This window comes from Pseudomonas sp. CBC3 (assembly GCF_037967085.1).
In the GTDB taxonomy this organism is placed as follows: domain Bacteria; phylum Pseudomonadota; class Gammaproteobacteria; order Pseudomonadales; family Pseudomonadaceae; genus Stutzerimonas.
The window spans coordinates 1,306,512-1,327,812 of record NZ_JBANEO010000001.1; the positions used below are offsets into that span (position 1 = coordinate 1,306,512).

The 21,301-nt window shown below is 62.5% G+C and carries 22 protein-coding genes; 11 read left to right on the forward strand and 11 right to left on the reverse strand.

Annotated features, from left to right (window positions below; genetic code table 11):
* Positions 1-58: 58 nt before the first annotated feature.
* Positions 59-829 (forward strand): ParA family protein, encoded by a 771-nt coding sequence (locus V6943_RS05990; protein ID WP_131651389.1) that lies wholly within the window; start codon positions 59-61, stop codon positions 827-829.
* 1 nt (position 830) lies between these two features.
* On the opposite strand, the gene V6943_RS05995 is transcribed toward V6943_RS05990, so the two are convergent.
* Genes V6943_RS05995 through V6943_RS06015 form a run of 5 tightly spaced genes read right to left on the reverse strand, consistent with a single transcriptional unit; the run spans position 831 to position 5,426 of the window.
* The gene (locus V6943_RS05995; RefSeq protein ID WP_131651390.1) at positions 831-1,811 is read right to left on the reverse strand and encodes a branched-chain amino acid ABC transporter permease; all 981 of its coding nucleotides are present in this window, start codon (positions 1,809-1,811) and stop codon (positions 831-833) included.
* Between the two features lies 1 nt (position 1,812).
* Entirely contained in the window at positions 1,813-2,700 is an 888-nt protein-coding gene (locus V6943_RS06000) for a branched-chain amino acid ABC transporter permease (protein ID WP_131651391.1), read from the reverse strand.
* Positions 2,700-3,410, reverse strand: a complete 711-nt coding sequence (locus tag V6943_RS06005; protein WP_340552883.1) for an ABC transporter ATP-binding protein — start codon at positions 3,408-3,410, stop codon at positions 2,700-2,702. The genes V6943_RS06000 and V6943_RS06005 overlap by 1 nt, the downstream gene beginning before the upstream one ends.
* Positions 3,403-4,203, reverse strand: a complete 801-nt coding sequence (locus V6943_RS06010) for an ABC transporter ATP-binding protein (protein WP_131651393.1) — start codon at positions 4,201-4,203, stop codon at positions 3,403-3,405. The genes V6943_RS06005 and V6943_RS06010 overlap by 8 nt, the downstream gene beginning before the upstream one ends.
* 14 nt (positions 4,204-4,217) lie before the next feature.
* Complete coding sequence (locus tag V6943_RS06015; RefSeq protein WP_131651394.1) at positions 4,218-5,426, reverse strand: ABC transporter substrate-binding protein; 1,209 nt, start codon at positions 5,424-5,426, stop codon at positions 4,218-4,220.
* 868 nt (positions 5,427-6,294) lie between these two features.
* Here V6943_RS06015 and V6943_RS06020 point away from each other — a divergent pair.
* The gene (locus V6943_RS06020) at positions 6,295-7,200 is read left to right on the forward strand and encodes a response regulator (protein ID WP_340552884.1); all 906 of its coding nucleotides are present in this window, start codon (positions 6,295-6,297) and stop codon (positions 7,198-7,200) included.
* A gap of 155 nt (positions 7,201-7,355) precedes the next feature.
* The gene (locus V6943_RS06025; RefSeq protein ID WP_197445371.1) at positions 7,356-8,252 is read left to right on the forward strand and encodes a peptidoglycan DD-metalloendopeptidase family protein; all 897 of its coding nucleotides are present in this window, start codon (positions 7,356-7,358) and stop codon (positions 8,250-8,252) included.
* Positions 8,253-8,362: 110 nt separating this feature from the next.
* Here the strand turns inward: V6943_RS06025 and V6943_RS06030 are convergent, their stop codons facing one another.
* The 3 genes from V6943_RS06030 to phoB form a co-directional block, all read right to left on the reverse strand.
* Positions 8,363-9,715, reverse strand: coding sequence for a hemolysin family protein (locus V6943_RS06030; RefSeq protein WP_340552885.1), 1,353 nt, complete (start codon positions 9,713-9,715; stop codon positions 8,363-8,365).
* A gap of 99 nt (positions 9,716-9,814) precedes the next feature.
* A complete protein-coding gene (gene phoR, locus V6943_RS06035; RefSeq protein WP_340552886.1) occupies positions 9,815-11,116 on the reverse strand; it encodes a phosphate regulon sensor histidine kinase PhoR in 1,302 nt (433 codons plus the stop codon).
* Positions 11,117-11,244: 128 nt separating this feature from the next.
* Entirely contained in the window at positions 11,245-11,934 is a 690-nt protein-coding gene (phoB, locus tag V6943_RS06040) for a phosphate regulon transcriptional regulator PhoB (RefSeq protein ID WP_021207221.1), read from the reverse strand.
* A gap of 164 nt (positions 11,935-12,098) precedes the next feature.
* Here phoB and V6943_RS06045 point away from each other — a divergent pair, with 164 nt between their 5' ends.
* The 8 genes from V6943_RS06045 to V6943_RS06080 are packed head-to-tail and all read left to right on the forward strand — an operon-like array spanning position 12,099 to position 18,755.
* Positions 12,099-12,887: an IclR family transcriptional regulator gene (locus V6943_RS06045; protein ID WP_340552887.1), complete on the forward strand. Its 789-nt coding sequence runs from the start codon at positions 12,099-12,101 to the stop codon at positions 12,885-12,887.
* Positions 12,884-13,834, forward strand: a complete 951-nt coding sequence (locus V6943_RS06050; RefSeq protein WP_340552888.1) for a 2-dehydro-3-deoxygalactonokinase — start codon at positions 12,884-12,886, stop codon at positions 13,832-13,834. Before V6943_RS06045 ends, V6943_RS06050 begins: the two co-directional genes overlap by 4 nt.
* Positions 13,827-14,459, forward strand: a complete 633-nt coding sequence (locus V6943_RS06055) for a 2-dehydro-3-deoxy-6-phosphogalactonate aldolase (protein WP_340552889.1) — start codon at positions 13,827-13,829, stop codon at positions 14,457-14,459. Before V6943_RS06050 ends, V6943_RS06055 begins: the two co-directional genes overlap by 8 nt.
* A 58-nt stretch (positions 14,460-14,517) precedes the next feature.
* Positions 14,518-15,501 (forward strand): Bug family tripartite tricarboxylate transporter substrate binding protein, encoded by a 984-nt coding sequence (locus tag V6943_RS06060; protein ID WP_340552890.1) that lies wholly within the window; start codon positions 14,518-14,520, stop codon positions 15,499-15,501.
* A 25-nt stretch (positions 15,502-15,526) separates the two neighbouring features.
* Positions 15,527-16,012 carry a tripartite tricarboxylate transporter TctB family protein gene (locus V6943_RS06065; RefSeq protein WP_340552891.1) on the forward strand — a complete coding sequence of 162 codons (486 nt, stop codon included), beginning with the start codon at positions 15,527-15,529 and terminating at the stop codon, positions 16,010-16,012.
* Positions 16,013-17,518 carry a tripartite tricarboxylate transporter permease gene (locus V6943_RS06070; RefSeq protein WP_340552892.1) on the forward strand — a complete coding sequence of 502 codons (1,506 nt, stop codon included), beginning with the start codon at positions 16,013-16,015 and terminating at the stop codon, positions 17,516-17,518.
* A 9-nt stretch (positions 17,519-17,527) separates the two neighbouring features.
* A complete protein-coding gene (locus V6943_RS06075) occupies positions 17,528-18,307 on the forward strand; it encodes an SDR family NAD(P)-dependent oxidoreductase (RefSeq protein WP_340552893.1) in 780 nt (259 codons plus the stop codon).
* 10 nt (positions 18,308-18,317) lie between these two features.
* Positions 18,318-18,755, forward strand: a complete 438-nt coding sequence (locus tag V6943_RS06080; protein ID WP_340552894.1) for a GlcG/HbpS family heme-binding protein — start codon at positions 18,318-18,320, stop codon at positions 18,753-18,755.
* A 48-nt stretch (positions 18,756-18,803) separates the two neighbouring features.
* On the opposite strand, the gene ubiA is transcribed toward V6943_RS06080, so the two are convergent.
* The 3 genes from ubiA to glcC form a co-directional block, all read right to left on the reverse strand.
* On the reverse strand, positions 18,804-19,697 hold the full coding sequence (ubiA, locus tag V6943_RS06085) for a 4-hydroxybenzoate octaprenyltransferase (RefSeq protein ID WP_340552895.1): 894 nt from the start codon (positions 19,695-19,697) through the stop codon (positions 18,804-18,806).
* 41 nt (positions 19,698-19,738) lie between these two features.
* Positions 19,739-20,278, reverse strand: coding sequence for a chorismate--pyruvate lyase family protein (locus V6943_RS06090; RefSeq protein WP_340552896.1), 540 nt, complete (start codon positions 20,276-20,278; stop codon positions 19,739-19,741).
* A gap of 244 nt (positions 20,279-20,522) precedes the next feature.
* Positions 20,523-21,293 carry a transcriptional regulator GlcC gene (gene glcC / locus V6943_RS06095; protein WP_131651408.1) on the reverse strand — a complete coding sequence of 257 codons (771 nt, stop codon included), beginning with the start codon at positions 21,291-21,293 and terminating at the stop codon, positions 20,523-20,525.
* Positions 21,294-21,301: the final 8 nt, after the last annotated feature.

Here is a 21,301-nt window from a genome sequence, read left to right on the forward strand (position 1 = left end):
AACCTGACTGTCACATTTGCGCTATAGACTCGACCGATTGTGTTTCGGGAGGTCGGGCATGCGCAGGGTAGTGTTCAATCAGAAAGGCGGTGTCGGTAAGTCCAGCATTGCCTGCAATCTCGCGGCGGTGAGCGCGGCCGAGGGCTATCGCACCTTGCTGGTGGACCTCGATGCCCAGGCCAACTCCAGTCATTACCTTAGCGGATTGGCAGGGGACGATCTGCCCACCGGCATCGCCGACTACTTCAAACAGATATTGGCCGGCGGCGCGGCGGGAAAGAAGGCGCGACCGCCGATCAGCGAGACCCGCTTCGATAATCTGCATCTGGTCGGCGCCACGGCCGAACTGGCGGATCTGCAACCGAAGCTCGAAGCCAAGCACAAGATCAACAAGCTGCGAAAGCTGCTCGAAAGCCTCTCCGAAGAATACGAGCGGATCTATATCGATACGCCGCCGGCCCTCAATTTTTTCACGGTATCGGCATTGATTGCGGCGGACCGTTGCCTGATTCCGTTCGACTGCGACAGCTTTTCCCGTCAGGCGCTGTACAGCTTGCTCGATGAAATCGAGGATTTACAGGAAGACCATAACGAAGGGTTGGAGGTCGAGGGGATCGTGGTCAATCAGTTTCAGCCGAGGGCGGCGCTGCCGCAGCAGATGATCGACGAGCTGCTGGCCGACGGTTTGCCCGTGCTACCGGTGCATCTGATGAGTTCGGTGCGGATGCGTGAGTCGCATCAGGTCTGCGTGCCGCTGATTCATTTCGATCCGCGGCACAAGCTGACCCAGCAGTTCGTCGCGCTGCACGCGCATCTGGAAGGCCACTGATTCACTCGTCGCGCGAGCCTTCGATCTTGCGCCCCAATCGAGAGGCATACAGCTCGCCGATGATGCCGCGGCGGAAGATCAGCACGCAGACCATGAAGATGATCCCGGTTACCAGCGTGACCGGCAGCTCCGAGGTGGCGAAGTAGTTGCCCAGCGTAGTCACCAGCGCGGCGCCGAACACCGGACCGACCAGCGTGCCAATGCCGCCAAGCAGCGTCATCAGCACCACTTCACCGGACATCTGCCAGCTGACGTCGGTCAGGGTGGCGAACTGGAACACCAGCGCCTTCAACCCGCCGGCCAGCCCCGCCAGCGCTGCCGACATGACGAAGGCGCCCAGCTTGTAGCGGGACACCGAATAGCCGAGGGAAATGGCGCGGTTTTCGTTCTCACGAATCGATTTGAGGATCATGCCGTAGGGCGAGTTGATGATGCGCCAGATCGCCAACAACCCGAGCAGAAACACCGTCAGCACGAAGAAGTACATGCTCAGCGGTTCTTTCAGGTCGATCAGCCCGAACAGGTGGCCGCGCGGAACGCCCTGGATGCCATCTTCGCCGTGGGTGAAGGGCGCCTGCAGGCAAAAGAAGAAAAACATCTGCGACAGCGCCAGCGTGATCATCGTCGAGTAGATGCCTTGCCTGCGGATCGCCAGAAAGCCGATCACCAAGCCCAGAAACGCGGCGCCGACCACGCCGACCAGAATGCCCAGTTCCGGCGTCAGGCCCCATTCCTTGACCGCGTGGGCGGTGAAATAGGCGGCGCCGCCGAAGAATGCGGCGTGGCCGAACGAGAGAATGCCGGTGTAGCCGAGCAGCAGGTTGAACGCGCAGGCGAACAGCGCGAAGCACATCACCTTCATCAGGAACACGGGGTAGAAATACAGGGGCGCCAGTACCAGCGCGACGATGCCGAGAAGAATCAGAATCCTCTCGGCATTCCAATGCTTTCGCTTTGCAGCGGACGTTGCGGTCGCTTGCATATCAGCCATCCCTTCCCATCAGGCCCGCAGGGCGCACGAGCAACACGATCGCCATGACCACGAAGATCACGATATTGGACGCCTCGGGATAGAACACCTTCGTCAGCCCCTCGAGGATGCCGAGCATATAGCCGGTGATGATCGCGCCGAGAATCGAGCCCATGCCGCCCACCACCACCACGGCGAACACCACGATGATGAGGTTCGAGCCCATCAGCGGACTGACCTGGTAGATCGGGGCCGCGAGAATCCCGGCCAGCCCCGCTAGTCCGGCGCCCAGTCCGTAGGTGAAGGTCAGCAGCAGCGGCACGTTGATGCCGAAGGTGCGCACCAGTGTCGGGTTCTCGGTCGCCGCACGCAGATAGGCGCCGAGTTTGGTCTTTTCGATCAGCAGCCAGGTACCCAGGCAGATAAGCAACGACGCCAGCACGACCCAGGCGCGGTACTTGGGCAGAAACATGAAGCCGAGGTTGTAGCCGCCCGACAGCAGGCTCGGCACCGCGTAGGGCTGGCCGGATGAGCCGTAGTAGTAGCGGAACGCACCTTCCAGCGCGAGGGCCAGGCCAAAGGTAAACAGCAGGCCGTAGAGATGATCGAGATTATACAGACGCGATAGCGCCAGCCGTTCGACCGCCGCGCCGACCAGGCCGACGATCAGCGGCGCCAGGATCAGCGCCGGCCAGTATCCGATGCCCAGTACCGCCAGCAGCAGATAACCGGCGAACGCGCCCATCATGTACTGCGCGCCGTGGGCGAAGTTGATCACCTTGATCAGGCCGAAGATGATTGCCAGGCCGAGGCTGAGCATGGCGTAGAAGGAGCCGTTGATCAGCCCGATCAGCAATTGCCCGAGAAAGGCCTGAATGGGTACACCGAAGATCTCCGTCATCAGACCCCCAGGGTTTCGTTGAGTATCGTCATGCGATCCGGTAGCTCGCTGACATGGAAGTCATCGACGATCTTTCCGTGATCGACCAGATAGAAGCGGTCGGCGACTTTGCTGGCGAAACGGAAGTTCTGCTCCACCAGCAGGATGGTCATGCCGCGCTGCTTGAGGGTCAGCAACACATCGCCGATGCGCTGTACGATCACCGGCGCCAGGCCTTCGGTGGGTTCGTCGAGCAGCAGCAACTTGGTTCCGGTACGCAGGATTCGCGCAATGGCCAGCATCTGTTGTTCTCCACCCGAAAGCTTGGTCCCGGCGCTGTGGCGGCGCTCCTTGAGATTGGGAAACAGCTCGTAGATTTCGCCGACGCTCATGCCGCCCTGGGCGATGATCGGCGGCAGGGTGAGGTTTTCCTCGACCGTCAGGGTGGCAAAGATGCCGCGTTCTTCCGGCACGAAGCCCATCCCGGTATGAGCGGTTCGGTGCAGCGGCACGCGCATCATGTCGCGCCCATCGAAGGTGATGGTCCCGCTGCGCTTGCGGATGATGCCCATGATCGAGCGCAGCGCCGTGGTCTTGCCGACGCCGTTGCGGCCAAGTAGCGTCACGGTCTCGCCCTGATGCACGTCCAGGTCGATGCCGTGCAGGGCATGGCTTTCGCCATACCAGGCGTTCAGTTCGCGAACGCTCAACAGTGGGGCCGCCTCACTCATCTTCCGTCCCCATATAGGCTTCGCGGACGCGCGGGTCCTGGCTCACGCTGCGGTAATCACCCGAGGTGAGAATCTCCCCGCGCTGCAGAACGGTGACCTGATCGCAGAGGTCGGCGACAACTTTCAGGTTGTGTTCGACCATCAGCACGGCGCGGTTGCGGGCGACCTCACGGATCAGGTCGGACACGGTGTGCACGTCCTCGTGGCCCATGCCGGCCATGGGTTCGTCGAGCAGTAGCACCTTCGGCTCCAGAGCGAGGGTGGTGGCGATTTCCAGCACGCGCTTGCGCCCGTAGGAAAGATCCGCGGCGGGTCTGTTGCAGGCATCTTGTAGGCCGACCGACTCGATCAGCGCCATGGCGCGCTCGTTCAGCCGGTTCAGCGAGCGCAGCGGCAGCCAGAATTGAGTGGCCAATCCGCCGGGCCGTTGCAGCGCCACGCGAACGTTCTCCAGCACGCTCAGATGTGGAAAAACGGCGGAAATCTGAAAGGACCGCACCAGCCCCATACGTGCAACCTTGGCCGGATCGGTGCGAGTAATGTCCTGGTCGAGCAGCCTAATGCTGCCGCTCGATGGCTGCAGAAACTTGGTCAACAGATTGAATACCGTCGTCTTGCCCGCGCCGTTGGGGCCGATCAACGCATGGACCCGGGCGTGATGGACGTCCAGATCGACGTTGTTCACTGCCACGAACCCACCGAAATCGCGGCGCAATCCACGCGCCGACAGCACGACGCGCGGTTGGCCGTCAGTGTCCGGGGAAGCCACGGCTTCCCCGGCTGCGTTGCCCATGCTGGCCGCCATGCTTATTGCTTGACCAGATCGCAGCCGCTCTCGGCTGGTTTGATGTACGCCTCGTCGCCCGGCACCGTGGCGAGGACCTTGTAGTAATCCCAGGGCTCCTTGCTTTCGTCCGGCTTTTTCACCTCCATCAGATAAACGTCGCTGATCAGGCGTCCGTTGGCACCGACCTTGGCATCGCGGGCGAAGAGGTCGTTAACCGGCATCTCGTGCATGGCCTTGGCGACCGCTTCGGTCTCATCGGTGCCGACCTTGTCGATTGCCTTGAGGTACTGCAGCACGCCCGAGTAGGTGCCAGCGTGGACCATGTTCGGCATGCGGCCGGTGCGTTCGAAAAAGCGCTTGCCGAATTCGCGGGACTGGTCGTCACGATCCCAGTAGAAGCTTTCGGTAAGGGTCAGGCCTTGTGCCGCTTCGAGGCCGAGCCCGTGCACTTCGGAAAGCGTGAAGAGCAGCGCCGCCAGCCGTTGGCCGCTGGCAACGATGCCGAACTCCGCCGCCTGCTTGATCGCGTTGGCGGTATCCATCCCGGCATTGGCCAGGCCGATGACTTCGGCGCCGGACGATTGCGCCTGCAGCAGGAAAGATGAGTAATCGTTGGTCGCCAGTGGGTGCCGCACCGCGCCCTTGATCTCGCCGCCTTTGGCTTTGACGAATGCGCTGGTTTGCTCTTCCAGCGAGTAGCCGAAGGCGTAGTCGGCGGTAAGGAAGTACCAGCTATCGCCGCCCTGGGATACCAGCGCGCCACCGGTGCCGACCGCCAGCGCGTGGGTATCGTAGGCCCAGTGGAAACCATAGGGCGAGCATTGCTTGCCGGTCAGTTCGGCGGTGGCGGCGCCTGTCACCAGGTTGATCTTCTTCTTTTCCTTGGAAATGCCCTGCACCGCGAGTGCGACGGAGGAGGTGGTCAGCTCCATGATGGAGTCGACCTGTTCGCGGTCGTACCACTGGCGGGAAATGTTCGAGGCGATGTCGGGTTTGTTCTGATGATCGGCGGTGACGATTTCGATGGGGGCGCCTTGCACCGTTCCGCCGAAATCCTCGGCTGCCATCTTCGCCGCCTCGTAGGACCATTTGCCGCCGAAGTCGGCGTAGACGCCGGATTGGTCGTTGAGGATGCCGATTTTCACTTTGCCATCGGATATCTCCGCAGCCGATGCGGGAATCACCGCCGCTGCGCTCAGTGCTGCCGTTGCAATTGCCAGAAGCTTCATCGCCTATCTCCTTGCAGGGGTTGACCGCTTACAGACGGCCCGTACGGGCTGCCACGACTGGACGGTTCGGTAAGTCAGGTGGTGGCAGTCGGGACTGCCGATCAACACGACGATCGGACGCCGATGAGCGCCGCAGTGACGGGCGCGATCCATGGGGCGTGTCGATGACAAAATGGATGGGGTTGCGGCGGGAATAGCGCCGGAAGTAGTGACCTGCCGCCGTGCCTGGCTGGCACGGCGAGGTCGAGGGGGTAGGGTCACTCGGTCCGACATATGACTCTTCTTGTTTTTTATTGTTTAGAGCTAAACGTAGCAGGGGAACGACCAGACGCAACTGGCCGCGGCGAAAGAATGGGCTGGGTGCGGCCACCTCATTCGTCGCAATACGCGAGGTTGACGCTTGCGTTAGGGTCTGTTCCCGTTTCGTCGCGGCCGCGACGGAGCCCGTTTTTGCGCGAGACAAGGCACGAGTTGCGCAGTTTGGTTGCTCCAAATAAGCGACGAGAAACGCCGTATCGCGCAAAAACGGGCCCGTCCCTTCGGGTTGCGCGGCAAATGACGCCATGCGGCGTTGCGGGACTTGCCAAGGGAGCGACCATTACCTGCGTCCCGCGCCTTGCCTGGCGTCATTTGGCGCAGCAACGCGGCTCGCAGCGAAATGGGAACAGACCCTAAGGTTCGGTGAATTAAAAATAACAGGCGCAACGCTGGCGTTATGCCTTGAGTCCATCCGTTCCGCGACACTTCGCCTCGCTTCAGAGCCGATTCGAACCCGGCCGAGCACGGCCGAAGCTCGACGCTGGTCGGCTGTGCTTTTTTCAAAAGCCGGCTGCCGCTATGCTGGCCACCATTCAAGCAGGAGCGATTGATGAGCAAGGTCAGTGTGCTGGTAGTGGACGACGCGCCCTTCATCCGGGATTTGGTGAAGAAAGGCTTGCGCAGCCAGTTTCCGGGTATCCGCATCGAGGAAGCGGTGAATGGTCGCAAGGCCCAGCAGATGCTCGATCGCGACCGCTTCGATCTGATTCTCTGCGACTGGGAAATGCCCGAGATGTCCGGGCTCGAACTGCTGACCTGGTGTCGTGCTCACGATAATCTCAAAACCACGCCGTTCATCATGGTCACCAGCCGTGGCGACAAGGAGAACGTTGTACAGGCGATCCAGTCCGGCGTATCCGATTTCATCGGCAAGCCTTTTTCCAATGAACAGCTGACCACCAAAGTCCGCAAGGCGCTGGGTCGCGCCGGCAAACTCGATGCGTTGGCTGCCAGCGCGCCGGTACGGCCAACGAACACCGGAATGGCCAACGACTCGCTGGCCGCGCTTACCGGCGGCAAGGCCGAGGTGGTCAAGCCCGCGGCCGCGCCAGCCAGCTCGCCGGCATTCGCCTCGCCGTTGATCCAGCCGAGCACGCCCAAACCCTCGGCGTCGATCGGCGGCCGCGGTCAGGGCCAGTTGCGCCTGGCATCCGGGACGCTCGCCTGCGTCATCAAGGCATTGAGCCTCAAGGAGGGTTTGCTGGTCATCAAGCGCAGCGAGAATCTGCCGCAGGTGCTGGAAAGCGCTGTGCTCGACCTGGAGCAGGGCGAAGGTGGCGAGGTGGCGCGCCTGAATGGCTATTTGCACGCCGTTGCGGCGCTGGAGCCGAAACCCGACACCGAGTGGTTGCAACTGACCTTTCGTTTTGTCGATCGCGACCCACAGAAGCTCGATTACCTGTCGCGACTGATTGCCCGCGGTACCGCGCAGCGGCATTTCGTACCGGGCGCTTGAACCGGCACAGCGGCGGCCCTTTGGAAACCGCTCGTCTGGAAACATTCGCGTTCATTGGAACGATTTCACAGCCCGACGGTCGGTGGCTCGCGCATGCCCCGTTGCGCTGCTAGTCTGCAGCGCTCTGAATACATAACCCTATGAAGTCTGCCGTTATGTTGGGGCGCATCCTTTTCTGTCTCGTGTCGTGCTGGCTGGCATCGCCCGCATCGGCCCTGACCATCTACAAATACACAGACGCCAACGGCGTGGTCACCTACAGCGACCAGGCCGCTCCTGGCGCGCGCGTGTTCACCTTCAACGACCGCATGGTCGAGACGCTCGATAACCAGGTGAAGCTGGAGACGCGCAAGCATGCCGCCGGGGAGACCTTGCTAGTGCGCAATGACCTCTTCGCGCCGGTGGATATCGAACTCCAGCTGACTGGTGTGCAGAACGCCGTCGGCGTGCCGGATGAACCGATCCGCTGGGTGCTGCCGCCACGCAGCCAGATCCGTCTGGCGACCCTTGCGCCGCTCGACCCTTCAAAGCCCCTGAAATACACCCCCAAACTGCGCCATGCGCTAGGCGATCCGCGTCTGCTACCCAAACCCTATCGTTATCCGCTGCCCTGGCGCGGGGGTCCGTTTCGCCTGACCCAGGGCGCCAATGGCAAATACAGCCATTTCACGCCCAAAGGCCGTTACGCCGCGGACATCGCCATGCCTGAAGGCACGCCGATTATCGCGGCGCGTGGCGGCATGGTGGTGAAGATCGAGAATAGCCAGAGCGGGCGCGGTAACAATCCCGCGGGCAACTTCGTGCGGATCATGCATGACGATGGCACCATGGGCGTCTATCTGCACCTGATGAAGGGTTCGGTGAGCGTCCGGGAAGGCCAGCGGATCGATACTGGAATGCTCATCGCCCGCTCCGGCAATACCGGTAACAGCACCGGCCCGCACCTGCATTTCGTGGTTCAGCGCAACGTTGGGCTGGCGGTCGAATCGATTCCCTTCGACTTCTCCCAGCCGGTCAACAGCCTGCCGAATTTTGCGGTGGGAGGGGAGTAGAAGCAGCTGGACGCTTCAAGCCACACGCTTCAAGTAACGGCCGAAACGCCGGCCGGCGTTTCGGCGCTGCCCCGACTCTAATTCGCTTGCAGCTTGCAGCTTGCAGCCGCTTATTCCTGCTTCAACACCTTAGCCAACACGATCTTCGGACCGCGCATCTTCTTGATGACGATTTGCAGGTCTTCGATGAGCAGCACTTCGTTCTCTTCCGGAACGCGTTTCAGGGTTTCGTAGATCAGGCCGGCAAGGGTATCCGCCTCGATGTGGTCGAGGTCGACGTTCAGCAGCCTTTCGACCTTGAACAGCGGCGTGTCGCCACGCACCAACAGTTTGCCGGGCTGATAAGCGAGGATGCCGCGCTCGGTCTTGCGATGTTCGTCCTGGATGTCGCCCACCAGAACCTCGAGCACGTCCTCCATGGTCAAGAAGCCCACCACCTTGTGGTCGCCCTCTTCCACCAGCACAAAATGCGCGCCGCCCTGGCGGAACTGATCCAGCAGCGCATTCAGCGGCAGGTGCCGGGGCACCCGTTCCAGCGGGCGCAGCAGCGCGGCGAGATCGAAGTGTTGTGCCAGCTCGGCGTCGCTGGCCAGCGCCAGGAGCAGATCCTTGATGTGCAGCAGACCGATGTAATCGCCCTGCTCGGTATCGAAGACCGGGTAACGGCTGTACTTGTGGCGACGAATCAGCTCAAGGATGTCCGGCAGCGATGCGTCGTGCTCCAGTTGCAGCAGATCTTCGCGCGAGTTGGACCAGTCGGCGACTTCCAGCTCGCTCATCTGCACGGCGGAAGCCAGCACCTTGATGTCCTGGTTGGCCGGGTCGAGCGCGCGGTTGGAGTGCAGGATCAGTTTCAGCTCGTCGCGGCTGTAGTGATGTTCATGATGGTCGCCCGGCTCACCTTGCCCGGCGACACGCAGTATCGCGTTGGCGCTGGCGTTGAGCAGGTAGATCGCCGGGTACATCGCCCAGTAGAACAGGTACAGCGGCGCAGCCGTCCATAGTGACAACAGTTCGGGCTTGCGGATCGCCCATGACTTGGGCGCTAGCTCGCCGACGACGATGTGCAGGTAGGAAATGATGAAGAACGCGGTGAAGAAGGCAATCCCGTGGATCACCGCTTCGTTGTCGATGCCGATTAACGCCAGCAACGGCTCGAGCAAATGAGCGAAAGCCGGTTCACCGACCCAGCCGAGGCCGAGTGAGGCCAGGGTGATACCCAACTGACAGGCCGACAGATAGGCATCCAGCTGATTGTGGACCTTGCGCAGGATGCGTCCGCGCCAGCCATGTTGCTTGGCGATGGCTTCGACCTTGGTGGCGCGCAGCTTGACCATGGCGAACTCTGCGGCAACGAAGAAGCCGTTGAGCAGAACCAGGAACAGGGCAAAGAGGATCAGACCGAAATCGGCGAAATAGGAGGGTGCAACGTAGTTGGTTGCGAAACTGGGGGAAGGGTCCATGAGGGGTTCGGGTAGTCGGTGACGGCACAAGAATGGGGCCGGTTACCAGTTATTTCAAGGAGCGCATCCGACCCTCCCTCGGCAGGTGACAGTTGGTATTCAGCGAACCGTCACCTGGGATAGCGGGAAGTGACAGGTAAAAATACTGCCTTTGCCTGGCGTGCTGTCCACATCCAGACGACCTTGGTGGCGCAGCAGCACATGCTTGACGATGGCCAGGCCCAATCCGGTACCGCCGGTGTTGCTGGCGCGGCTCGAGTCGACCCGGTAGAACCGTTCGGTCAGGCGCGGCAGGTGCTTGGCTTCGATGCCGATTCCCGAATCCTGAACGGCGAGATGCGCGCCGTACTCGTTACACCACCAGCGGATGCGGATTTCACCCTCGCTTGGGGTGTACTTCACCGCATTGAATATCAAATTGGAAAACGCACTGCGCAGTTCGGACTCGCTGCCCTTGAGCAGCAGGATGGGATCGGCTTCGAGGTGGATGTTATGGTTCTGATCGGCTGATAGAGCTTGTGCATCGCTTTTGATCGACTGCAGCAGGGCGGCGATATTGACCGGCTGGCTGTTGTTCGGCGGGTTGGTGGCTTCCAGCTTGGCAAGCAGCAGCAGGTCGTTGAGCAGGTGCTGCATGCGACCAGCCTGCTGATTCATCTGGTTCAGCGCTCGCGGCCAGCGCGATGGCATCTCGTCGGTATGCTCGAGCATGGTTTCCAGATAACCGGCAATCACCGTCAGCGGCGTGCGCAGTTCATGCGAAACGTTGGCGACGAAGTCCTTGCGCATCTGTTCCAGCAGGTGAAGGCGGGTGATGTCGCGCACCACCATCAGATGTTCGCTGTTGCCGTAGCGGGTGATGGTGATCTGCAGCCAGAGGCGGTCGTTGACGGGGGAGGCCAGCTCCAGCGGCTCATCGTGACGGCCGCTGTCGAAATACTCCTTGAAGCTCGGGTGGCGCACCAGGTTGCTGACCGGGTGGCCGGCATCCTGCGGCCGCTTCAAACCCAGCAGGCGCTCGGCGGCGGGGTTCCACCATTCCAGATTGCCTTCGCTGTCGAGCATGATCACGGCGTCCTTGAGCGCCGTGGTGGAACCCTGCACGCGATCGATCACCGATTGCAGCTGGCTGCGCAGCCGCTGGTCCCTGCGCTGCATCTGATAGAGATTGTCGAAGATATCCCCCCACGGGCCGTGGCCGTCCGGTGGTGGATCGTCAGGCTGGCTGCGTTTGAGCCATTGCTGCAGGCGGCGCATCTGGTGCAGCGTCCAACCGAGATACCCGGCCAGGCCTATGACCAGCGCCCAGGCATACTCGCCGGTGATCAGGCCGATCAGCAGGCATACGACCAACAGCACAAGCAGCTGGCGCACCAGTGCACCTTGCCAATCTTGGTTCACGCTAATGCTCCTTGAAGCCGCCTGGGGTCGGTCGGAAATCTTGCCACGCCGAACGCTCGGCGGCTCGGGTCGAGTGAAGGTAGTGCGCACTGGCGCAGCCTTCACACCCGCTCGGAATGCGGTTTCGTTCAGCTCTTGGTGGAGAAGCGATAACCCGTACCGCGCACCGTCTGCACGAGGTTTTCGTAGGTTTCGCCCAGCGCCTTGCGCAGGCGTCGGATATGCACGTCCACGGTGCGCTCCTCGACATACACATTGCCGCCCCAGACCTGATCGAGCAACTGCCCGCGCGTGTAGGCGCGCTCCTGGTGGGTCATGAAGAACTGCAGCAGACGGTACTCGGTCGGGCCCATGTCGGCCGGGGTGCCGTCGATGGTGACTCGGTGGCTGATGGGATCGAGCAGCAGGCCGCCGATCTCGATCGGCGTTTCGTTGTCGCTCGGCGCGGCGCGGCGCAGCACGGCTTTCAGGCGTGCCACCAATTCGCGCGGTGAGAAGGGCTTGGTGATGTAGTCGTCGGCGCCCACTTCCAGACCCTGGATCTTATTGTCCTCGGCGTCCTTGGCGGTGAGCATGATGATGGGCGTGTTGGCGGTCATCTCGTCCCGCTTGAGACGCCGCGCCAGCTCGATACCCGACGTGCCCGGCAGCATCCAGTCGAGCAGGATCAGGTCAGGCTGACGATCGATGATCAGCGCATGGGCCTGCTGCGTGTTTTCCGCCTCGAGGCATTCGTAGCCGGCCATTTCCAGCGCCACCACGATCATCTCGCGAATCGGCGCTTCGTCATCAACGATCAGTATGCATTTACCGTTCATGTCCGCTCTCGGTCCGTTTCTTGTCGCTCGGCATTAGATAACGGAAATGTTGCAGCGATATGACAAATTTATCCGCTCCAATCAGATCCCATATTTTGGGAGTGTAACTCGCATATTGAGATCTCCTGTTTTTGGTTCTAAGGTGCGCTTCGTAGGAGACGCTCATGACTCAAGACAACAACAAAGAAGCTCCCCTCGGCGCGCAGGCGTTGTTTCGGGGATTGGCGGTAATCGATGCGGTGTCGCAGGGTGCGGATTCGCTTGCAGCGATCGGCAGCGCCATCTGCTGCACGCGCAGCACGACACACCGTCTGGTCGCGGCGCTGGTACAGGCCGATTATCTGCGCAGCGAGGCGCAGGGTTATCGTCTCGGCCCGAGGCTGATCGAGCTGGGTTACAAGGCTCGCGCGGAAATGCCTTTGATCAAACTGGCGCGCCCTCATCTGCAGCGCCTGGCCGATCTGACGCAGGACACCATTCACCTCGGTGTTCGCGAAAGCGGCGACGTTCTCTACATCGATAAGTTGTCGAGCACCCGCGGTCTGGAGATGCGCTCGCGGATTGGATTGCGCATGCCCCTTGCTCTGACCGGAATTGGCAAATCGTTGATGCTCGACCTGCCCGCAGCCGACTGGCAGGCGCTCTACGAAGAAGGCCTTCAGCGGCGAGCGGGTCAGAGCGGACTGCGTGAGGAGTTCACGCCCTGGCAGGACTATCACGCACAGATGGCGGAATACGCGGCGGGTGGTTTCAGCTTCGATCTTGAGGAAAACGAACTCGGCGTGCGCTGCGTAGCGGCCCCGGTTCGCGACACGGGCGGGGAGATCATTGCAGCGCTGAGCGTCGCCAGCGCGATCCCCTACATGCCGGAAAGTCGTCTGGAAGAACTGCGACCTGTGGTCATACGGTGCGCGGCAGACGTATCCGCCGAGCTGGGATGGAGGGGGCGATGAACGAGCCCTGCCTGATCGGTATCGACTGGGGAACCTCATCCCTGCGCGCTTATTTGCTCGGCCCTGGCGGCTTGCTGCTGGATAGCCGGTCGCAGCCTTGGGGAATTCAGCACACACCCGATCGCGATTTTGCCCGCGCCTATCGACTTCTGCTGGAAGACTGGCTTGCACGCTGGCCCGGCTTGCCGGCCATCGCGTCCGGCATGATCGGGAGCCGCCAGGGTTGGCGTGAAGTGCCCTATGTCGACTGTCCGGCCGACGCGTCGGCCCTCGCTGGCGGTTTGGTCAGTATCGAAACCGGTGCTGGCGCGCTGCACCTGATTCCGGGTGTACGGCAGGTCGGTGAGCACCCCAACGTATTACGCGGCGAGGAAACCCAGGTAGTGGGAGCGCTGGCCCTCGATCCCGCCCTGGAGAAACAGGCGTTGTTGCTGCTGCCGGGCACCCACAGCAAGTGGGTCCAGGTTTGCGACGGTTCACTGCACACCTTCTCCACCTATATGACTGGCGAACTATTCGCCGTGCTGCGGGAGCATTCGATTCTCGGCCGGCCGGCGCTGGAAGCGGGTCCGGTCGCCAGTGCCGAGGCTTACCGGCGCGGGATTCAGACGGCGCGCGACAGCGGCCCGAGTGGCATTGCCGATCGACTGTTCAGCGTCCGCAGCCTGGTGCTTTGCGGTGAGCTGCCAGCGGCCCATAGCCTCGATTATCTGTCCGGCCTGCTGATCGGCGAGGAGTTGCGCAGCGCGCTGTGTGGCTTCGCATCATCACCTGTACCGACCCCGGTCCTGCTCGGCGAACCGGCGCTGTGCGAGCGCTATCGCGAAGCGCTGGCGCTGTTTGGCCTCGACCGTGTGCGGAGCCTGGACAACCCCGGCGTCGCCGGTCTCTGGCAGGTCGCACTGGCCGCCGGGCTGATCGGCAAAGAGGAGATGCAACGTGCTTGACTCATTCATGGCCCAGTTACCACTGGTGGCGATCCTGCGCGGCATCACACCGGAGTCGATTCTTTCAGTGGGCCGGGCGCTCTACGAGAGCGGCTTCCGCCTGATCGAAATCCCGATGAATTCACCGCAGGCACTGGTGAGTATCGAAATGCTCGCCGCGGATTTGGGCGACGACTGCCTGGTCGGCGCCGGCACGGTGCTCGATGTGGCCCAGGTACAGGCCGTTGCTGCAGCCGGCGGCCGTCTTATCGTCTCTCCGAATATGAATCCGGACGTCATCCGTGCCACGCGTGCTGCCGGACTAATCAGCGCACCGGGAGTGGCAACGCCGAGTGAAGGCTTCTCTGCGCTGGAAGCGGGCGCTCAAGTGCTCAAGCTGTTCCCCGCCGAACAGTGCGGTCCCGCCGTGGTGAAAGCTTGGCGAGCTGTATTCCCCCCCGACTGCCCGCTACTTCCGGTTGGTGGCATCACGCCTGAAAACATGGCCGCTTTCGTCGATGCCGGCGCGGCTGGTTTCGGCCTGGGTTCCGCCCTCTACAGGCCGGGCCAGAACGCCGCGGATGTGGCGCATAGCGCCGCTGCTTTCGTTGCCTCCTGGGAGCGACTGAAAACCCGAATGAGGTAACCCAACGCCCGTTTACGGGCCTGCAGCTGTACTCAAAAACAATAAAAGGAGAGCTGATATGCCCATGACTTCAACCCCTCGCTGGGTCCGCAAAGGCTGCCACGCGCTGGCCCTGCTATTTGGGCTGAGTGCTTTGCCAGCAGTGGCTGCCGAGTGGCCGACTCGTCCGGTCACCATCGTCGTTCCGGCCGGGGCTGGCGGAGGCACGGACGGCACCGCACGGATTCTTGCCAAGTACCTGAAGGAAGAGTTCGGCCAACAGTTCAACGTCCTCAACCTGGGGCAGGGCGGCGGTGTGGTCGGAATCAACCGCATCGTCAATGCCAAGCCGGACGGCTATACCCTCGGTGTCCTGTTCAACTATGCGCACTACAAGGAGATGGGACAGGCAGATTTCGAGCTGAACGACTTCACCCCCATCGCCCAGTTCAACTTCGACCCTGCGGGCTTCCAGGTCCGTGAAGATTCGCCGTTCAAGACGGTCAACCAGGCGCTCGACGCGATCAAGGCTGAGCCGGCGAAATACACCATCGCTTGTGCCGGCGGCTGCGGCGGCTCCTGGCCGGTCGCGGTGGCAACCCTGCTCGACCGCTGGGGTGTCGAAATGAGCAAGGTGCGCATGATTCCCGGCCAAGGCGCCGCGGCCGCCATGCAAGACCTCGCCGCCGGCGGAGTCGACTTCGTACCGAGTTCGTTACCCGAGGCCGACGCCATGCTCAAGACCGGTACGGTGCGCAGCCTGGCGGTGTTCGGTCCCGATCGGCAGGAAAACTTCCCGGAAGTACCCTCGCTGAAGGAGGCTACCGGACTCGAACTGGAGCTCGGCTCGTTCCGCGGATTGGTTGCGCCTGCCGGTTTGCCGCAGGACGTTCGCGAAAAGCTCGAGGCGGCAATGAAGGACATCTATGCCGACCCTGAGTGGCAGGCCGAGATGAAGGCACGCGGCTTCAACCCGCAGTGGCGCGATTCGGAGGCATTTGCCCGTTATCTCGAGCAGCACACCGGTGACGTCAAGGCGCTGTTCGCCAAGATGAACATGTGATCGCAGCCGGCACGGAGTCGCAGCCATGAAACTGTCCGACCTGACCTGGGGAATCCTCAGCCTAACGCTTGGTCTCGGCGTGCTTGTTGTAGCCAGCGGCATGGAAGCGTCGCCGTACTTCCAGTATGGCGCCGGTTTTTACCCGTCGATAATCGGGGCGATGTTGATGCTGGTGGGCCTTGTGCTCAGTAGCAAGGGCGTAGTGGCCGCGCGGGCCGGACGCGCCCCGATGTGGCTGGGTCTGTGTGACTGGTGTCGCGTGCCGGGTCACTGGCTCAGCCTCGGGCTGGTGACTGGAGGGCTGATTGCGTTCCTGCTGCTGGTCGAGCCGCTCGGCTTCCTGCCCACTGGCTGGCTGCTCGTCGCCGGGCTCGGTGCCCGTTTCACAGGGCGGCCGCTGCGCGCGATGGTTTGCGCGGTTGGCGTGGTCAGTTTTCTCTTTGTCTTTTTCCAGCAGGTGATGGGCGTGCCCTTGCCCCAAGGCCTGCTGGCCAACCTTGGAGGGCTGTAAATGGAAGCCATCCTCGACGCGCTCGGCCAAGTGTTCACCTTCAAGGTGCTCGGCATCATGGCGGTGAGCGCGCTCTACGGGCTGATGGTCGGCGCCATTCCCGGCCTCACAGCCACGCTAGCGGTAGCGCTGATGGTGCCGATCACCTTTTTCATGGACCCGGTACCTGCCATCGCTGCAATCGTGACAATGGCTGCGATGGCGATCTTCGCTGGCGATCTGCCTGCGGTATTGCTGCGCATGCCCGGCACACCCGCCTCGGCGGCCTACACCGATCAGGCCTACCGCTTCACTCAGGCCGGGCGGGGCGAGTACATCCTCGGCATCAGCGCCTGTACCTCGGCCATCGGCGGCAGCATCGGCGTGCTCGCGCTGATGTTCGGCGCGCCGCTGCTGGCGCGCTTCGCGCTCAACTTCAGTTCGTTCGAATACTTCTGGCTAGCCACGCTCGGGCTGACTGCCGCGATCATGGTCGGCGGTACGCAGGTGAGCCGCAGCGCAGTTTCCTTGCTGCTCGGCCTGCTGGTGGCCAGTGTCGGCATCGACCCGGTGTCCGGCGAGACGCGTTTTACCTTCGGTAGCGACGCGCTGCTCGGCGGCTTCGGCTTCATTCCGGTGATCATCGGCCTGTTCGCCGTCGCCGAAATCCTGCGCTTTTGCACCCGCAGCGCCAGCGAGCGGGAATTGCCGCACGTGCCGCAGCAGCCGCTTTACCTGCAAGCCCTGCGCGATGCGCTGCGGCACAAGCTCGGCATTCTCCGTGGCTCGGTGACCGGCACGCTGATCGGTGCTTTGCCCGGTGCCGGTGCCGACATCGCCGCCTATATCGCTTATGCGATGGGGCGCCGCCAGCGCGGTGCCGCTAACCACCCCGATGAAGGTGCGGTGGCGCAGATCGCACCGGCTACCGCGGCGAACAATGCGGCGGTCGGCGGTAGCTTCATTCCGGCCACGGTGTTCGGTATTCCGGGCGATTCGCTGACTGCCATCGTCATCGGTGTACTGCTGATGAAGGGACTGAATCCGGGGCCGACGATCTTCACCGACAACGCCAGCATGATCAACGCGGTGTTCCTCGCCTTTCTGCTGGCCAACCTGATGCTGATTCCGTTCGGCTTCCTCTCGGTGCGGCTGTTCAAACAGGTGCTACGGATTCCGCAGGGCATCCTGATGCCGTCGATCCTGCTGTTCGCCATGGTCGGTGCCTATGCGGTGGAAAACAGCCTGTTCGCGGTGGTGACCATCCTGGTCTTCGGTGTGCTCGGCTTTCTGCTCGAGGAGAACGACTTCCCGATGGCCCCGATGATTCTCGGCATCGTCCTCGGTCCGCTGCTGGAGGAAACCTTCGTCACCTCGATGATGCGTTCGAACGGCAGCTTCCTGGCCTTTTTCGAGCGCCCCGTATCCCTTGCGTTGGCCCTGATCACGCTCGCGGTCTGGCTGCTGCCGCCGCTCTTGCGCCTTTGGCGTGAGCACCGTACATCCCGTCCCGCCTTCACTGACTAAGGAGCAACCATGTATTTCAACGACCTCAAGGGCAAGCGCGTCCTCATTACCGGCGCCACCATGGGTATCGGGCTGGCGACCGCCAAGGCATTCGCTGCGCTCGGTGCGCAAGTTGGTATCACTGCGCGTAACCGACCTGCCAATCTTGATGGGCTGCTGACCGAGCTGTCGGCGTATGGCGCGGAGGCGGCGTTTTTCGCTGGTGACCTGAGCCGCAGCCAGGACTGCATCGACACCGTTACCGCCTTCGTCCAGCGCTTTGGCGGGCTTGATGTGCTGGTCAACAATGCCGGCGCGCTGCTGGAAAGGCGCGGGCTTGAGAAAATCGATGATGCTTTTTTCGATGCCATGGTCGACGTGAACCTACGCTCGGCACTGTTGATCACCCGTGAAGCCATCCCGCATTTGCGCGAATCGGCCAAGTCCAGCGGACAGAGCACATCGGTGATCACCACCGGCTCCATTGCGGCCTATAACGGCGGCGGCCCCGGCGCGAGCCTTTATGCTGCCGCCAAGGCCTGGTTGCATAACGTGCAGCGCAACTGGGTGCGCGAGTTCGCCGGTGACAACATCCGCTTCAATGTGGTGGCGCCGGGCACGGTGGATACGGCTTTCCATGCCGACAAGGATGACTCCGCACGCGCGCAGGTGAACACCACCATTCCTCTCGGACGATTCGGTACGTCCGAGGAAATGGCCCCGGCTTACCTGTTCCTCGCCTCGCACGCCTGCAGCGGCTATATCACGGGCCAGACGCTGGACGTGAACGGCGGCCAAGCGATGCCATGAGGAGCGTGCGATGAATACTCAGGTTGCGGCACCGCCGCTGGCTTACGGGCCGCCCATCAGTCTGGAAACGGCGAGCCGCGTCGTCGACGCCGCACGTGCACATGCGCAGGCCAACGGCTGGGCGATGGTTATCGCTGTGACCGACGCCGGTGGTCATCTGGTTCTGCTGCAGCGGATGGATCACGCCGCCCACGGCAGCGTCGAGGTGGCCCAGCGCAAGGCGTCCACCGCGGCGGCCTTCAAGCGCGCCACCAAGGGTTTCGAGGAAACGCTCGCCAGCGGTGGGGCGACCTTGCGGCTACTGTCGATGCATAACGCCATCCTCATGGATGGCGGCATTCCGTTGATCGAAGACGGCCGGGTGATTGGCGCGATCGGCGTGTCGGGTATGCACCCGAGCGAGGACGGTCAGGTCGCCGAGGCCGGTGCGCGCGTGCTGAACGGCTGAGTGCTGCGATGTGAAAAGCCCGTCCCGGCAGCGCCGCGACGGGCTTTCTTAGGTGCGCGTCGCGTAGTTGAGGATGATTCCCGCGAGGATGGCCAGCCCGGCCCAGTGATTGTGCAAAAAGGCCTTGAAGCAGACCTGAGGTTTTCGAGAGCGGGTTTTCCAGAATTCCCAGGCGAAGCAGCAGGCGGCTATCACCAGGCCGAGATGGAACCACTGGCCGAGTTCGAAGCGCACGCCGGCTAGGACTAGGCAGAACAGGGCGAGGCCCTGAAGGGTAGCGATGATGATTCGGTCAGCCTCGCCGAAGAGGATGGCGGTGGACTTGATGCCGATCTTCAGGTCGTCCTCGCGGTCGGCCATGGCGTAATAGGTGTCGTAGCCCACGGTCCAGACCACGTTGGCGATGAACAGCAGCCAGGCTTCGGGTGGCAGCTCGCCGCGCTCGGCGGTGAAGGCCATCAGCATGCCCCACGAAAACGCAGCGCCCAGCACGACCTGCGGATAATAGGTGTAGCGCTTCATAAAGGGGTAGAGCGCCGCAACACCGAGCGCGCCGAATGACAGCCAGATGGTGGCGGCGTTGGTCAGCAGTACCAGGGCGAAGCTCAGGGCGACGAGGATGGCGAAAAGGATCCAGGCTTCCTTCGGTGTGACCTTGCCGGTGGCCAACGGTCGACCTTTGGTGCGGCTGACGTGGCCGTCGAAGTTGCGATCAGCGAAGTCGTTGATCACGCAGCCGGCGGCGCGCATGAGGATCACGCCGAGTACGAAGATCACCACATTTTTCACGCTGGGCGAGCCTTCACCGGCGATCCACAACGCCCAGAGCGTCGGCCAGAGTAGCAGGTAGGTGCCGATGGGCCGCTCCAGGCGCATCAGCTGGATGAAGTCCCAGGCGCGCGGATGCAGGCGATTGCTCGATTGCAGAAGCTTTTGATACATCGGCGGTCTCCTAACGAAATGGCGGTTTTGGCTGCCGCTGTTCAACGATCTTGCTGCGCCGCCAGCCACAGGGCAGGCAGAAACACTTCGGCGACGAGCACGCTCAGCTGGCCCCGGCTGAAACTCGAACGCCGCGCCCAAAGCTGCGTCTGGCGACAGCCTTCAGGCAGCCAGGCTTCGGGATAGCGCATGGTTTCCAGCGGGCCTCGGGCGAAAGCCTGGTCGCTGAACAGCAGTTCACCCAATGAGCGGCTGCCCAGCTGCTGCAGGTCGAAGCCGGAATCTTCCAGCGCACTGCGCGCCGCCACGCTGCGGGCAAACACCCAGGGCTCGCCGTGCCCGCGCAAGTACACCTCGCGCACCCAACCCGAACTACCCAGCGCCACGCCCAGCGCCGCGCATTCGTCATCGCGCAGCACCTGCCAACCCTCGCGCAATGGCGTCACGCTGAACGCGCCTTCGGCCAGAAGTGTGAGGCGACGGGTCAGCGAACCCTTGTCGACATAGAGCCAGTCATGATGCAGCGGATTGAGCGGTGCGGGGAGTCGGTCGGCGGTCAGCCAGTCATGAAGTTCGGGCACAGGCGGTAGCGGGGTAACGGAAAGAGGCGGGAGTCTAGCAAGAAAGGAACGCTGGAAGGCTGGCGTGGTGTTCGTGGGTGTGGCCGTTATGAGCTTGCTCGTTGGGTTACGCCTTCGGAAACCCGGATTACGCCTTCGGCTAATTCAGGCTACGGTCCTGTAGGTCGGGTCACGCTTCACCGACCCGACGATCGGACGTAAAGCCAGCCGAACCGATACGTGGCCCGGCATACAGCCACTGCTTTTAGGTCCACCCCTCCAGCCGCATCGTCGCCCGCACCAGCCGCTGCTCTTCCTGCTCGATTTCCTTGAGGTTGTCGCGAATGCTGTGGATGTGGTCGCGGGCGGCGCGTTGGGCCTGGTCCGGCAGACGTTCGGTGATGGCATGAAACAGCCGCGAATGCTGCCGGTCGATCTGCCGCTTCTGCATGGGGCGATGGTAGAGGTTGTTCACCGAGGCGAAGACGGTGGACAGCATCAGGTCGGTCAACGACTGCAGCGTATGCACCAGCACCGGATTGTGCGAGGCCTCGCTGACCGCCAGATGGAAGGCGTGATCGAGGCGCGCATGCTCGCGGGGATCGGCGGCCTCTTCGGTGTGTGCGGCGAGCATTTCCTCGTAACGGCGGCGTAGCAGGATGAAATCGGCGTCGGTGCCGCGCAGCGCCGCCAGCCGTGCCGACTCGCCTTCCAGCAGCGCGCGTACTTCGAGCAGGTCGAACAGCGTTCGCGGTTGTGAGTTGAACAGGTGCATCAGCGGGCTGGCATCCTGTTCGCCGGACAGTTTGGCGACGTGCGAACCACGGCCCTGTGCGGTCTCGATGATGCCGCGGCCACGCAGCACGCGTAGCCCTTCGCGCAGAGCCGAGCGCGAGATGCCGAGCTTTTCGCACAGGCGGCGCTCGGACGGCAGCGCCTGGCCGACCTTGAGCACGCCATCGACGATCAAGCGTTCGATCCGCTCGGCGACCACGTCAGCCAGTTGACGACGTTCCTGAGTATTTTCGATCAGCATGGAGTTCC